Source organism: Rhodococcus sp. 27YEA6 (assembly GCF_044908235.1).
In the GTDB taxonomy this organism is placed as follows: domain Bacteria; phylum Actinomycetota; class Actinomycetes; order Mycobacteriales; family Mycobacteriaceae; genus Rhodococcus_F; species Rhodococcus_F qingshengii.
Genome location: NZ_JBIYCY010000013.1, coordinates 136,079 through 149,836, shown reverse-complemented (window position 1 = coordinate 149,836; position 13,758 = coordinate 136,079). Strand labels below are relative to the sequence as shown.

Below are 13,758 nucleotides of genomic sequence, written 5' to 3'. Positions count from 1 at the left end.
CGCAAACCTGCCCAACGCGCCTTCGTCGACGATTCACTCCCCCGTGTGTTGAACCCCAGAGTGATGGAACCTCTGAGTGTTCGATCCGCGGAGGATTCAAACCTTCGGAGAAGGTACAAGCGTGAGGATCATGCCTGCGAGAATCATGCCAAGGACTGTGGACCCCGATTGGGAAGGAGTTTTGCCCCCTGGTGATGCACCGGCGACTGACGCGCACGATGTACGGACATAGCCCAGGATAGCGCCCAAACCTGAGTCCGGCAAGAATTTGGACGACTGGGTGTGTCAGTTCACTACCGATCGGTAGTGGGCGATCACCTGGACCAAGGCAGGGATCAGACCGTCGTCGTGGATACTTCGACGCCGTCGGCGATGTCCAATTCGAGCACACGTAGTCCGTCTGCCCGCGCCGCTTCCGCGAGTTCGACGGGGAAAGGTTCTGTGCTGAGCGCCAACACGGTGGGGCCGGCTCCCGAAACGGTCGCAGCGATACCCGCCTCGCGCAGGATCCCGATCCATCGCGTCGTGAGCGGAAGCGCGGGCGCGCGCTGCGCCTGATGCAGGCGATCCTCGGTGGCCGCCATCAACAGATCGGGCCGAGCAGTGAGCGCAACGACGGCGAGCGCACTGCGGCTCGCGTTGAACGAGGCATCCTGGTGCGGAACCAATTCGGGCAGGAGCCCGCGAGTGTGTGCGGTGGACGACCGCTCCTCGGGAACCAGTGCCACAGCACGGATGTCGGGATGGACGTCGAGTTTGGCCGCGGAGTAGATCGGCTCGTCACCTTCGACGGCCGGTGGGCAACTCCACGAGACGACTGCGCCACCGAGAACACTGGCAGACGCGTTGTCCGGGTGACCTTCGAACTCGGACGAGAGTTGAACCAACTGCTCTTCCGTCAAGCCGATCTCGGCATCGAGAGCGCGCGCCAGACCGTTGGCTGCTGCCAATCCACCGACAGCCGCGGAAGCCGAGGATCCCAACCCGCGCGAATGTGGAATCGCGTTGCGGCACAACACGTCCAGGCCACTGGCCCACACTCCGGCCGCCTCGAGACCACGCTCGATGGCGCGGACCACGAGATGCGAAGGACCCCAGGGCACGTCGGCAGCGCCTTCACCTTCGACGCGAATCTGAAGGCCTGAATCCGTTGTGGTGACCACGATTTCGTCGTACAACCCCAACGCCAGACCGAGGGTGTCGAACCCCGGCCCCAAGTTTGCACTCGAGGCCGGGACGCGAGCAGTCACCGAAAGGCCGATAGGCAGGGTTATAGTCATGTCAGACACCGGATTCCGCGGAGTGGTCGATGAATCCACGGACACTATGCAAGCTCGAGGGCAGCCGCGACGGCAACGGGATCGACACCGATCGGCTCGACGTTCGGCATACCCTTCAAAGCCGTGTCAGGATCCTTGAGACCGTTACCGGTCACCGTGCACACGACGGTCAGGCCCGGCTCGAGCCAGCCCTCTGCACGTGCGGCGAGCAGGCCGGCGACACTGGCTGCCGACGCCGGTTCGACGAAGACGCCCTCGGTGGCGGCGATCAGACGGTAAGCCTCGAGGATCTTCTCGTCGGTGGCGGCACGGAATGCACCGTTCGACTCTTCCTTCGCGGCGACAGCGCCGTTCCAGGACGCGGGAGAACCGATTCGGATTGCGGTGGCGATGGTTTCGGGATCCTTGACGGGTGCACCGTTGACCAGCGGAGCCGCTCCGGCTGCCTGGACACCGAGCATGCGGGGCTTGACCGTGGTCAGACCGTCCGCGTAGTACTCGGAGTATCCGCGCCAGTACGCGGTGATGTTACCGGCGTTTCCGACCGGGAGTGCGTGCACGTCGGGAGCCTTGCCGAGCACGTCCATGATCTCGAATGCCGCGGTCTTCTGGCCTTCGATGCGCACCGGGTTGACCGAGTTGACGAGGCCGATGGTGGGGAACTCGGCCGTGGTCTTGCGTGCCAGCTCGAGGCAGTCGTCGAAGTTGCCCTGGACCTGAATGATCTTGGCACCGTGCATGACTGCCTGCGCAAGCTTGCCCATGGCGATCTTGCCCTGCGGGATGAGCACGGCGCAGGTCATGCCTGCCTTGGCTGCATACGCAGCGGCCGAGGCGGAGGTGTTGCCGGTGGACGCGCACAGAACTGCACGCTGGCCACGGGCCAAGGCGTCGGTGACGGCCATCGTCATGCCGCGGTCCTTGAAGGAACCGGTGGGGTTGAGACCCTCGACCTTGAGGTAGACGTCGCAGCCGGTGATCTCGGAGAGGTGGCCGGCCGGCAGGAGCGGGGTGCCGCCTTCGCGCAGGGTGACGGTCTTCCAGTTGTCACCGATCGCGAGACGGTCCCGGTATGCCTCGATGAGACCCGGCCATGCCTTGTGGACGGGGTTGACGATGCCGGTCATTGTTCAGTGCCTTCCAGTCGCAGCACGCTGGTCACAGCGGTGACGAATTCGAGTTCGTTGAGAGCCGCCACGGTCTCGGAGAGAGCCGCGTCGGTTGCTACATGAGTGACGACCACCAGACGCGCGCCGGCGCCGGCGCCCTCCTGGCGGACGACGGAGATGCTCACGCCGTGCTTGGCGAACTCGGCGGCGACTGCGGACAGCACACCTTCCTTGTCCGCGACCTCCATGTTCACGTAGTAGCGCGTGAGGATGTCGCCCATCGGGGCGACCTTCAGCTTGGCGTACTTGGACTCGCGGGGGCCGCGGCCGCCGTGAACCTTGTTGCGCGCAGCCATCACCAGGTCACCCATCACCGCGGAAGCGGTGGGGGCGCCGCCTGCGCCCTGGCCGTAGAACATGAGCCGGCCGGCGTTCTCTGCTTCCACGACAACGGCGTTGAACGCGCCGTTGACCGAGGCCAGCGGATGGCTGAGCGGAACCAGCGCCGGGTACACGCGAGCGGAAATCCGCTCCTTGCCCTTGGGCGTGACGATGCGCTCGCAGATCGAGAGCAACTTGATCGTGCAGTCGAGTGCCTTCGCCGAAGCCAGGTCGGCGGAGGTGATCGTGGAGATTCCTTCGCGGTACACGTCCGCGGCAGTGACGCGGGTGTGGAACGCGATCGACGCGAGGATCGCTGCCTTCGCCGCGGCGTCGTAGCCTTCGACGTCCGCGGTCGGGTCGGCTTCCGCGTATCCGAGGCGTCCGGCTTCGGCCAAGGTCTCTTCGTAGTCGGCGCCGGTCTCGTCCATCGCCGAAAGGATGAAATTGGTGGTGCCGTTCACGATTCCGGCGACCTTGTTGACACGGTCTCCGGCCAACGACTGTGTGAGCGGGCGGATCACGGGGATCGCGCCGGCAACAGCGGCCTCGAAGTACAGGTCGACAGAGTTGGCCTCTGCAGCCTCCGCCAATTCACCGGTGTGGTCCGCGAGCAGCGCCTTGTTGGCGGTCACGACCGACTTACCGGAGTTGAGGGAAGAGAGAATCAGCTTGCGAGGGAGCTCGATTCCGCCGATCACCTCGACCACGATGTCGACGTCGTCACGACCGACCAGGGACTCGGCGTCCGTCGTCTGCAGTTCCTCGGGAATTCCGCGGTCCGAGCCGATACGGCGGACGGCAACCCCCCGCAGTTCCAACGGGGCGCCGACGCGAGCTTCGAGTTCCTCGGCCTGCTCACGAATGATCCGGACGACCTCGCTCCCGACGTTGCCGAGGCCGAGAACGGCCACACCGATAGCGCGATGCGCCGATTCGCTCGTCACTGCGATACCTCCAAGCTGAGCAGATCTTCCACTGTTTCCCTCCGCAGAATCACGCGTGAGACTCCGTCACGCACCGCCACCACGGCTGGGCGGGTGAGCAGGTTGTACCTGCTCGACATCGAATAGCAGTATGCACCGGTCGCTGCTACCGCTAGTAAATCACCGGGCCCGACGTCCTCGGGCATCCAGGTGTCCCGAATGACCACGTCACCGGACTCGCAGTGCTTACCGACGATACGTGCAACGACGGGATCAGCCTCGGAAGTTCGCGAAACCAACTTGGCTTCGTACTCCGCACCGTAGAGGGACGTGCGGATGTTGTCGCTCATCCCGCCGTCGACGCTGATGTAGCGGCGTGTCAGCGAGCTACCCACCGTGACGTCCTTGATGGTGCCGACCTCGTAGAGCGTCACCGTGCCAGGTCCGGCGATGGCGCGGCCGGGTTCGACGGCAAGCGTCGGCTCCGGCAATCCGGCCAGTGCGGACTCGTTGCGCACGATGTGGCCGAGCTTTGCTGCCAGTTCGTCGACGGGCGGCGGGTCGTCGGACGGAATGTACGAGATCCCCATTCCGCCGCCGAGGTCGATGATCGAAATCTGCTTGGTCTTCTCGACGCCGAACTCGGTGACGACGTCGCGGAGCAAACCGATCACGCGGTGCGCTGCCACCTCGAAACCGTCGACGTCGAAGATCTGCGAACCGATGTGGCTGTGCAGGCCGACCAGGCGCAAGTTGTCGGCAGCGAAGACGCGACGGACCGCGTCGATCGCCGCTCCCCCGGCCAGCGAGAAACCGAACTTCTGGTCCTCGTGTGCGGTGGAGATGAATTCATGGGTATGTGCTTCGACGCCGACGGTCAGTCGGATCAACACGTCCTGAACGACACCGGCCTCACCGGCGACACGATCGAGTCGGTCGATCTCGATCGCCGAGTCGAGCACGACGTGTCCGACGCCCGCGGCGACACCAGCGGCCAGTTCGGCGACTGACTTGTTGTTGCCGTGCATGGCAATTCGCTCGGCCGGGAAGTCCGCGTGCAACGCGATCGCCAGTTCGCCGCCGGAGCAGACGTCGAGCGAGAGGCCTTCGTCGGCGACCCAGCGTGCGATCTCGCCACAGAGGAATGCCTTGGATGCGTAGTGCACCTTGGCATCCGGGCCGAAGGCGCGGGCCATGTCACGGCAGCGCGAGCGGAAGTCGTCCTCGTCGATGACGAACAGCGGGGTGCCGTACTTCTCGGCAAGTTCACCGACCTTGACACCCGCGAGGGTCACTTCACCGTCGTCGCCACGAGAAGCGTTGCGCGGCCACACCTGCGGTGAGAGTTCGCCGAAGGCTTCGGGGCTGGTCGGACGGTCGGGCAAGCCGGGGGCCTGCAACTGCTCGGCGTGCTTGGGGCCGGCGGGGTGCGCGTTCACATTTGCTCCGGTGCGGTGACGCCGAGCAGTTCGAGACCGTTGGCCAGGACCTGTCGGGTGGCGGCGCAGAGAGCCAGACGCGCGCGGTGCACGTCGGTGGCGTCTTCGTCGCCTTGCGGAAGGATGCGGCACGCGCCGTAGAAGCGGTGGTACGCACCCGCGAGTTCTTCGAGGTAGCGGGCAATACGGTGCGGCTCACGCAGATTCGCAGCGCTCGACACGACGCGTGGATACTCGCCGATCGTGCGGATGAGGTCACCCTCCTGCTCGACGGTGAGCAGGGCGAGGTTGCTCGCGTCGGCGGACAGACCGAGGTCTGCGGCGTTGCGGGCGATCGCCGAGAGGCGTGCGTGCGCGTACTGCACGTAGTAGACGGGGTTCTCGCTGCTGGTCTTGGTCCACAGGTCGAGGTCGATGTCGATGCTCGAGTCGACCGACGAGCGGATCATGACGTAACGCGAGGCGTCGACGCCGATTGCCTCGACCAGGTCGTCGAGGGTGATGACGGTGCCTGCACGCTTGCTCATCTTGACGGCAGTGCCGTCCTTGACGAGGTTGACCATCTGGCCGATCAGCACCTCGACGGTGTCCGGATCGTCGCCGAATGCGGCAGCGGCAGCCTTGAGACGGCCGATGTAACCGTGATGGTCGGCGCCGAGCATGTAGATACAGAGGTCGAACCCACGGGCGCGCTTGTTCTGGAAGTAGGCGATGTCACCGGCGATGTAGGCGGCGTTGCCATCGCTCTTGATGACGACGCGGTCCTTGTCGTCGCCGTAGTCGGTGCTCTTGAGCCACCACGCACCGTCTTCGTGGAAGAGGTTGCCCGAACCCTTGAGGGATTCGACGGCCTTCTCGACCGCACCGGATTCGAAGAGCGAGTTCTCGTGGAAGTAGACGTCGAAGTCGACGCCGAAGTCGTGCAGGGTCTGCTTGATGTGCGTGAACATCAATTCGACGCCGATGGCGCGGAAGGTTTCCTGCTGCTCGTCGGCAGGCAGATCCATGACGTCGGGACGCTGCTTCAGAACCGAGGCGGCGATGTCGGCGATGTATGCACCGGCGTAACCGTCTTCGGGAGCAGGTTCACCCTTCGCTGCAGCGATCAGCGAACGCGAGAAGCGGTCGATCTGGGCACCGTGATCGTTGAAGTAGTACTCACGTGTTACCAAACCACCCTGCGCGGACAGAATGCGTCCGAGCGCGTCTCCGACTGCGGCCCAACGGGTTCCACCGAGGTGAATCGGTCCGGTGGGGTTGGCGGAGACGAATTCGAGGTTGATCTTCTTGCCGGCGAGGGAGTCACCCGAGCCGTACGACGCACCGGCTTCGAGAACCGACACGACGATCGCGCCCTGGGCGTCCTTGTCCAACCGAATGTTGAGGAAGCCGGGCCCGGCGATCTCGGCGGATTCGATTCCGTCGGCAGCGGTGAGGGCTTCGGCGATCCAGCCCGCCAGCTCGCGGGGATTCGTGCCGACCTTCTTGGCTACCTGCATGGCAATGTTGGTGGCGTAATCGCCGTGCTCGGGGTTGCGTGGTCGCTCGACGGTGAGGGTTTCGGGTAGCACGGATACGTCGAGGCCACGATCGGCAAGGACGCTCGCTGCGGTTCCGCGGAGCAGTTCGGCAAGGTCAGCTGGAGTCACAGGTATTCATCCTATTGCCTGCACACCGGAAGTGGAGACTCGCCTCACGCCTCGCTCTCCGTGAACGTGCGCGGGGCCGCTGTGGCGTGTCGCACGCCACTCTCAAAGTTTGCCCTCAGACTCGGAAAGTACAGTGGTAATGCCCGAGCTACCACCGCGTACCTTCATGCGCGGGCGCGCCACACCTCAAGCCCACACACCGAAAGAGCCCAATCGATGCCAAGCGGTTCCGATAGTCGCGGTCCCAACAAGAACTCCGGGGCCAAATCAGCCAAGGCCATCAAGGCCGCCAACAAGAACAGTCGGCCGGCCAAGAAGGGCAAGGGCGGCGTCCCCGCTCCCCGCCAGATCCCCTGGCTGTCGATCGGCGCCGGTGTGGCTGTGCTCGCACTCATCGCCGTGCTCGGTATCAATCTGTGGCCCAAGGTCGAGGAGCGGCAGGCCCTCGAGCCGTACAAGTACAGCTCGGAGAACAAGGATCCGTCGGACAAGATCGACGGCGTCCTCAAGATCGAGTACCCGGCCGGCCAGCACGTCGATTCCACTCAGCGCGTGGCGTACGACCAGACCCCGCCGTTCGGTGGCCCGCACGACGCCACCTGGGCTAACTGCACCGGAACCGTGTACGCCGACCCGATTCGCACCGAGAACGCCGTCCACTCGCTCGAGCACGGCGCCATCTGGATCACGTACAACCCCGACCTCGTCGACCAGGACCAGATCGACAGTCTCGCCGGACGCGTGAACGGCAAGTCCTACATGCTGATGTCGCCGTACCCCGGTCAGAGCAGCCCCATTTCTCTGCAGTCGTGGGGCCATCGCCTCGAGATCGACAAGGCCGACGACGATCGCATCGATCAGTTCATCACTGCGCTGAACCAGAACCCGAACGTCTACCCCGAGGTCGGCGCGAGCTGCACCAACCCGCTGTTCACTCCGTCGACGTCGCCGTTCGATCCGACACCTCCGGGCGCCGACGCCATCCAGATGGACGGCACGGGCGCTACCCCGGCCACCGACGAACAGATTCCCGCCGGTGGATAGTTCGACGAACACCGATCAGTCTTCGAAGCCGAGTCAGCGCACCGCACTGCTGATCATCGGTCTGATCGGCGCGATCGCCGTCGGTTTTGCGCTCGGCGCACTGACCAACCTCCTCGGACCCGATGCGAAGTCGTCACTGACCGTTCCGGCTTCGGATTCGGTGGACGTGGGCTTCGCGCAGGACATGAGCGTGCATCACAGCCAGGCCGTCGACATGGCGTCCATCGCCCTGACGAAGTCCACCGACAACGACGTACGCACGCTCGCGTTCGACATCTTGACCACGCAGCAGAACCAGCTCGGTCAGATGCAGGCGTGGCTGACCATGTGGGATCAGCCGCTGTCCAAGGTGGGCCCGTACATGGAGTGGATGTCGTCCGATTCGGGCTCCGGCCATGGATCGCACGGGACTTCGGCCACGATGGACATGAGTCATTCCGGGCCGGTCGACACCATGCCCGGCATGGCGTCCCCCGAGGACCTTGCGGCTCTCCGCGCAGCGGAAGGTCTGCAACTCGACACCTTGTTCCTGCAGCTGATGCTTCGTCACCACGAAGGTGGGCTTCCGATGATGGAGTACGCAGCAGCCGACGCCACCGAGGGACCGGTGCGCAGCCTGGCGCAGACGATGGTCAACACGCAGCAGAGCGAGTCCAAGCTGATGACCGACATGTTGGCAGCTCGCGGCGCAATGCCACTGCCCATGAACTGAGCAGAACTGAACTGAGCCGAAATTGTTCAGACCCAACTGGGCCTGGTCCTGAATTTCAGGACCAGGTCCAGTTTTCTACTTCCGGCATGTCTTCGAGGTGCTCGACGATGTAACGCGAGTGCTTTTCGAGCTGTGTGCGGCAGAACTCCGCCAACTCGGACGCCCCGGCCGGCCGACGCTTGGAGCGTCGTAGCGCCTCGATCACCAGGTGGTAGCGGCTCATCTTGTTGAGGACAACCATGTCGAACGGTGTTGTGGTTGTTCCCTGTTCACTGAATCCGCGAACGTGGAAGCGCTCGGGACTCGGACGCCCGTGAATCAGTTCGTGCACGGCACGCGAGTATCCGTGGAATGCGAACACGACGTCGGTCTGCGCGGAGAACAGATCGAGGAAGACCCGCTCCCCGAATCCGTGGGGATGCTCGGTTGGCGTCAGCAAGGCCATCAGATCGACGACGTTGACGACGCGGGTGATCAGTTCGGGTGTGTGATCGCGCAGCAACTGTGCAGCAGCCAGGATCTCCTGCGTCGGCACATCTCCCGCGGCGGCCAGGACCACGTCCGGTTCCTGTCCGCGTGCTTCGGTTCCGGCCCATTCCCAGACCGAAGCGCCCGCCGCGCAGTGCTCGTGCGCTTGCTCGAGCGTGAGGTACTGCAGGTGCGGTTGCTTGTCCACGACTATCAGGTTGACGTGGTCGGTACTACGCAGGCAGTGGTCCGAGATCGAGAGCAAGGTGTTGGAATCCGGCGGCAGCCACACGCGGATCACACTGGGTGCCAAGGGAATAACGGCGTCGATCATGCCGGGGCCCTGATGACTGAATCCGTTGTGATCGTTGCGCCAGCACGTACTGGTCAACAGCACGTTGAGCGAAGCGACGGACGCCCGCCACGGCAGGTCGACGGCATGTTGGAGCCACTTGGCGTGCTGGATGAGCATCGAGACACTCACCATGGCAAATGCTTCGTAGCTCGCGAACATCCCGTGTCGGCCCGACAGCAGATAGCCCTCGAGCCATCCCTCGCAGAGGTGCTCGCTGAGGACCTCCATGACACGACCGTCCGCGGACAGCCCGTCGTCGTAGTCGGTGATCGGCAGTTGCCAGCAGCGATCGGTTGTCTCGAATACGGCGCCGAGGCGATTGCTCGACGTCTCGTCCGGACAGAAGAGTCGGAAGATCCCGCCGCTGTCCTCGGTTTCCGTGGCGGCGTAGATGTCGCGCAGAAGCTCGCCGAGCACTCGCGTCGTCTCGTGGAAGGTCGAACCCGGGGATTGGATGGGAAGCGCGTACTTTTCGAGCGGCGGCATCGGGAGATCGACGCGAAGTCGTCCACCGTTCGCGTAGGGAGTGCTCCCCATGCGCTTGTCCCCCGTCGGCGACAGCGCCGCCAGTTCCGCGACGAGTGATCCGTTGGCGTCGAACAACTCGTCCGGACGGTACGACCGCATCCACTCTTCGAGTTGCCGCAGATGTGATTCGTTGCTTCGCACGCCGGACAACGGCACCTGGTGCGCACGATGTGTGCCCTCGACCAAGATTCCGTCGACGGTGTGTGGACCGGTCCATCCTTTCGGCGTCCGCAACACGATTGCCGGCCACGAACCCGTCCACTCCTCTCCGCGGCGTGCGGCACCCTGCATCTCGCGGATCTTCTCGTGCGCCTGCGAGATCGCTTGATACAGCTGAGGAAACACCGCGTCGGGGTCGTCACCGGAGACGACGATCGGCGCCCACCCCTGTCCACCAAGATAGGCCTGGATGTCTTCGTCGCTGCTGCGTCCGTAGACCGTCGGCCCGGCGATCTTGGCACCGTTCACGTGCAGGATCGGCAGCACCGCGCCGTCGCGTCGTGGATTCAGGAACGCCGGGAGCTTCCACGAGCCGGACAACGGCCCGGTCTCCGCTTCGCCGTCGCCGATCACACAGGCCACCACGAGGTTCGGATGATCGAAGGCAGCGCCGGCCGCATGGGCAAGGGCGTAGCCGAGCTCGCCGCCTTCGTGGATGCTTCCGGGTGTCTGCACACTCACATGGCTGGGCACTCCGCCGGGAGCGGAGAATCGCCGACACATCCGGTGGATGCCCTCGGCGTCGTCCGAGACTTCCGGATAGATCTCCGAGTACGTTCCCTCGAGATACGTCGACGCGACCAGCGCCGGACCGCCGTGCCCGGGACCGGTCACGTAAAGCCAGTCTGCGCCGGTGGCGACGATGTGCCGATTGAGGAGCGTGTAGATCATCGACAAGCCGGGGCTGGTCCCCCAGTGCCCGAGCAGTCGGGGCTTGATGTGCTCGGCACGCAACGGTTCCCGCAGAAGCGTGTTGTCCTTCAGATAGATCTGCGCGACGGTCAGGTAGTTGGCCGCTGCCCACCACTTCAGGTCGAGCGCGAGCTGGTCTTCGGAATAGTGGTGATCGGTCATCAACGACTCCCGTACCTCACGAGGGTGCCCGAGCAGTCCGCCCGAGCCTGTGCTCAGAGCCGAGCCTAGGCGTAAAAAGCATCCGAGTCAGTCGGTACAGATGATTCGACGACCATGGTCCCCGGCCGCATCCTCGACTACCTCACGCGAGGACGCCATGCCGAGACGGGTGCCGGTTTGGTCTTGTCCCCCCGTGATGCGCTACGCTAACGCAGCCCAATCGGCACACCGAAAGTTCGGTGCGCCCCCGTAGCTCAGGGGATAGAGCGTTCGCCTCCGGAGCGAAAGGTCGCAGGTTCGAATCCTGCCGGGGGCACCACGAAGACGCAGGTCAGCGATTGATCGTCGACCTCTTCACGGTGCCACACCAAAATAGTCAGGACAATCTACCCGACTACTGTCGATCTCATGCCTCGCATCGACCCTGCTCCCACGTACACGATGCGTCAGCTTGCTGCGTTTGTCGCGGTAGCCGAGACCGGGACGATCAGCGGCGCGGCCGAGCGCTTGCATCTCTCCCCCTCCGCCCTGTCCGCGGCGCTCACCGAACTCGAACGCGCGCTCAAAGTTCAACTGTGCGTTCGCCGTCGCTCATTCGGCATTCAACTGACCCGCACCGGTGAATCCGTTCTGGTGCGCGCCCGGGCGCTACTTCAGCAAGCCGGGGAACTCGAATCCGATGCGCTCGGAACCGGCGGAAGCGTGTCGGGGCCCATCGCGATCGGCTGTTATCCCGCTCTGGGGCCGACGGTGTTGCCGTCGATGATCGCCGGGTTCACCCGTGAGAATCCTGACGCGCAGGTGGAGTTCCGCGAGGACACTCAGAATCGGCTCCAGACACATCTCGAGAACGGCGAGTTGGACCTCGCAATCGCTTACGACCTGGACCTGTCTCCACAATTGCGCACAGTTCCGTTGGCCATCCGCGAACCCTTGATCGTCCTGGGTGCAGAACACCCACTCGCGCGGTCCGAGCGACCGATCCATCTTCCGGACCTCGCGGAACACCCGATGGTTCTCCTCGACGCGCCGCCGAGCACCAAACACGCGCTCGACGTCTGTCGCGCAGGCGGATTCGCCCCGAAGGTTGCCTACAGAACTGCGAACTTCGAGACGGCGCGGGCATTTGTCGGCCGTGGCCTCGGCTGGACGCTGCTACTCCAGCGGCCCAAGATCGACGTCACGTACGAGGGGCTCGAGGTGGTCGTCAAGACCATCGCTTCCCCCGCCGTGCCGTCGGTGCACGTAGTTCTCGCTTGGCACCAGAACACTCGCCTCAGCCGCGCCGCACGCGCTTTCATAGAATTCGTTTCACCCTCAGAACCTGCCCAATAGTCCCGCTACCAGGCAGCGGATCTGGTTCCACGTATTTTCCGTGCAAGAACCTCCAATTCTTTCGCTTTTCAATTGTTGTGGCGCACGTCATTGTTTCTTCAAGCCACATTCATCTCGAAAGGCACTTCATGACCTCCATCGCCTCACCGACCGCAACGCGCGCCGCCGCGACGGTCAAGGCGCGTAAGGCCGCCCTCGGCAGCTTTGTCGGCACCGCCATCGAGTGGTACGACTTCTTCATCTACGGCACCGCCGCCGCACTCGTGCTCGGCAAGCAGTACTTCCCCGGCACGTCCGATCTGGCCGGCACCCTCGCCGCCTTCGCCACCCTCGCCGTCGGATTCGTCGCGCGTCCCATCGGCGGAATCGTGATGGGCCACTTCGGCGACCGCATCGGACGCAAATCCATGTTGGTCACCTCGTTGATGCTGATGGGCTGCGCCACCGTTGCCATCGGGCTGCTACCCAACTACGCCGCTATCGGCGTCTTTGCCCCCATACTCCTGGTGACCTTGCGATTCGTTCAGGGACTCGGTGTCGGCGGCGAGTGGGGCGGCGCAGTTCTGGTCGCCACCGAAAACGCACCGGAGGGCAGGAAGGGGCTGTACGGCAGCGCACCACAAATCGGTGTTCCCGCAGGCGTACTGGTGGCCAATCTCGTCTATCTCCCCCTCGCCGCCTTCATGGACGACGATGCATTCAACTCCTGGGGATGGCGAATCCCGTTCCTGCTCAGCGCAGTTCTGGTGGGCGTTGCGATGTGGATCCGACTCGGCCTCGAGGAAAGTGACGAGTTCACCGCGTCGAAGTCCGAAGCACCGGCGGAGTCCATGCCGATTCTCGAGGTTCTCACCAGACACTGGAAGACAGTGCTCCTCGCCGGTGGAACCTTCATCGCCACCAACGGAATTGCCTACGCGTACATGGTCTACGTCCTCAAGTACGGCGAGACCGAACTCGGCTTCAGCAAGACCACGATGCTCTTCCTTCTCATCGCATCCTGCCCGTTCTGGATGGCGGGAATGGCTTTCAGCGCTCACAAGTCGGACACTCTCGGACGCCGGACCGTCTACATCCGCAGTTCGATCACCCTGGTAGTGGCGGCAGCGGTGTTCTTTCCGCTGATCGACACAGCGATCGTTCCGGTGATGCTCGTATCGATGATCGCCCTCGGCTTCACGCTCGGCTGCTGCGCCGGCCCACAAGCGGCACTGTTCGCCGAATTGTTTCCCGCACACATCCGCTACAGCGGAGCGTCACTCGGCTACCAGATCGGCGCAATCCTCGGCGGCGGTCTGGCCCCGATGATCGCCACCGCGCTCTACGCCGCCTTCGACACCTCGTTCGCCATCACCGTGTACTTCGTGATCATTGCCGTGATCAGCCTGGTTTCCATCCTGCTGCTCCCGGAACCTCAATTGATCCCGAAAAACACTGCCGCACAGAAAGCCTCGTGAC

Annotated in this window: 10 protein-coding genes and 1 tRNA gene; 5 read left to right on the top strand and 6 right to left on the bottom strand. The window is 64.0% G+C overall.

Going from position 1 to position 13,758, the window contains the following annotated elements; translation table 11 throughout:
• Positions 1–335: 335 nt before the first annotated feature.
• From thrB to argS, 5 genes are read right to left on the bottom strand one after another with little or no spacing between them, the layout of a single operon-like run.
• On the bottom strand, positions 336–1,280 hold the full coding sequence (gene thrB / locus ABH939_RS25905) for a homoserine kinase (protein ID WP_007726194.1): 945 nt from the start codon (positions 1,278–1,280) through the stop codon (positions 336–338).
• A 44-nt stretch (positions 1,281–1,324) separates the two neighbouring features.
• Positions 1,325–2,407 carry a threonine synthase gene (gene thrC / locus ABH939_RS25900; RefSeq protein ID WP_003941280.1) on the bottom strand — a complete coding sequence of 361 codons (1,083 nt, stop codon included), beginning with the start codon at positions 2,405–2,407 and terminating at the stop codon, positions 1,325–1,327.
• Entirely contained in the window at positions 2,404–3,717 is a 1,314-nt protein-coding gene (locus tag ABH939_RS25895; protein WP_007726192.1) for a homoserine dehydrogenase, read from the bottom strand. Before ABH939_RS25895 ends, thrC begins: the two co-directional genes overlap by 4 nt.
• A complete protein-coding gene (gene lysA, locus ABH939_RS25890; RefSeq protein WP_234552380.1) occupies positions 3,714–5,135 on the bottom strand; it encodes a diaminopimelate decarboxylase in 1,422 nt (473 codons plus the stop codon). Before lysA ends, ABH939_RS25895 begins: the two co-directional genes overlap by 4 nt.
• Entirely contained in the window at positions 5,132–6,784 is a 1,653-nt protein-coding gene (gene argS, locus ABH939_RS25885; RefSeq protein ID WP_003941360.1) for an arginine--tRNA ligase, read from the bottom strand. The genes lysA and argS overlap by 4 nt, the downstream gene beginning before the upstream one ends.
• Before the next feature lie 216 nt (positions 6,785–7,000).
• On the opposite strand from argS, the gene ABH939_RS25880 reads away from it, so the two are divergent.
• Positions 7,001–7,828 carry a DUF3105 domain-containing protein gene (locus ABH939_RS25880; protein WP_003941378.1) on the top strand — a complete coding sequence of 276 codons (828 nt, stop codon included), beginning with the start codon at positions 7,001–7,003 and terminating at the stop codon, positions 7,826–7,828.
• Positions 7,821–8,540 (top strand): DUF305 domain-containing protein, encoded by a 720-nt coding sequence (locus tag ABH939_RS25875; protein ID WP_047270160.1) that lies wholly within the window; start codon positions 7,821–7,823, stop codon positions 8,538–8,540. Before ABH939_RS25880 ends, ABH939_RS25875 begins: the two co-directional genes overlap by 8 nt.
• 55 nt (positions 8,541–8,595) lie before the next feature.
• On the opposite strand, the gene ABH939_RS25870 is transcribed toward ABH939_RS25875, so the two are convergent.
• Positions 8,596–10,965, bottom strand: a complete 2,370-nt coding sequence (locus tag ABH939_RS25870) for a phosphoketolase (protein WP_003941371.1) — start codon at positions 10,963–10,965, stop codon at positions 8,596–8,598.
• A 243-nt stretch (positions 10,966–11,208) separates the two neighbouring features.
• On the opposite strand from ABH939_RS25870, the gene ABH939_RS25865 reads away from it, so the two are divergent.
• The 3 genes from ABH939_RS25865 to ABH939_RS25855 all read left to right on the top strand — a co-directional run bounded on the left by ABH939_RS25865 (position 11,209) and on the right by ABH939_RS25855 (position 13,757).
• A tRNA-Arg gene (locus ABH939_RS25865) sits at positions 11,209–11,284 on the top strand.
• A gap of 89 nt (positions 11,285–11,373) precedes the next feature.
• Positions 11,374–12,300 carry a LysR substrate-binding domain-containing protein gene (locus ABH939_RS25860; RefSeq protein WP_234552382.1) on the top strand — a complete coding sequence of 309 codons (927 nt, stop codon included), beginning with the start codon at positions 11,374–11,376 and terminating at the stop codon, positions 12,298–12,300.
• A 128-nt stretch (positions 12,301–12,428) separates the two neighbouring features.
• Positions 12,429–13,757 carry an MFS transporter gene (locus ABH939_RS25855; protein ID WP_234552383.1) on the top strand — a complete coding sequence of 443 codons (1,329 nt, stop codon included), beginning with the start codon at positions 12,429–12,431 and terminating at the stop codon, positions 13,755–13,757.
• Position 13,758 lies beyond the last annotated feature (1 nt).

Excerpts from the sequence above, each read along its gene's own strand:
- thrB (WP_007726194.1), bottom strand. The coding sequence starts at position 1,280 with ATGACTATAACCCTGCCTATCGGCCTTTCGGTGACTGCTCGCGTCCCG.
- thrC (WP_003941280.1), bottom strand. The coding sequence starts at position 2,407 with ATGACCGGCATCGTCAACCCCGTCCACAAGGCATGGCCGGGTCTCATC.
- ABH939_RS25880 (WP_003941378.1), top strand. The coding sequence starts at position 7,001 with ATGCCAAGCGGTTCCGATAGTCGCGGTCCCAACAAGAACTCCGGGGCC.
- ABH939_RS25870 (WP_003941371.1), bottom strand. The coding sequence starts at position 10,965 with ATGACCGATCACCACTATTCCGAAGACCAGCTCGCGCTCGACCTGAAG.
- ABH939_RS25860 (WP_234552382.1), top strand. The coding sequence starts at position 11,374 with ATGCCTCGCATCGACCCTGCTCCCACGTACACGATGCGTCAGCTTGCT.
- ABH939_RS25855 (WP_234552383.1), top strand. The coding sequence starts at position 12,429 with ATGACCTCCATCGCCTCACCGACCGCAACGCGCGCCGCCGCGACGGTC.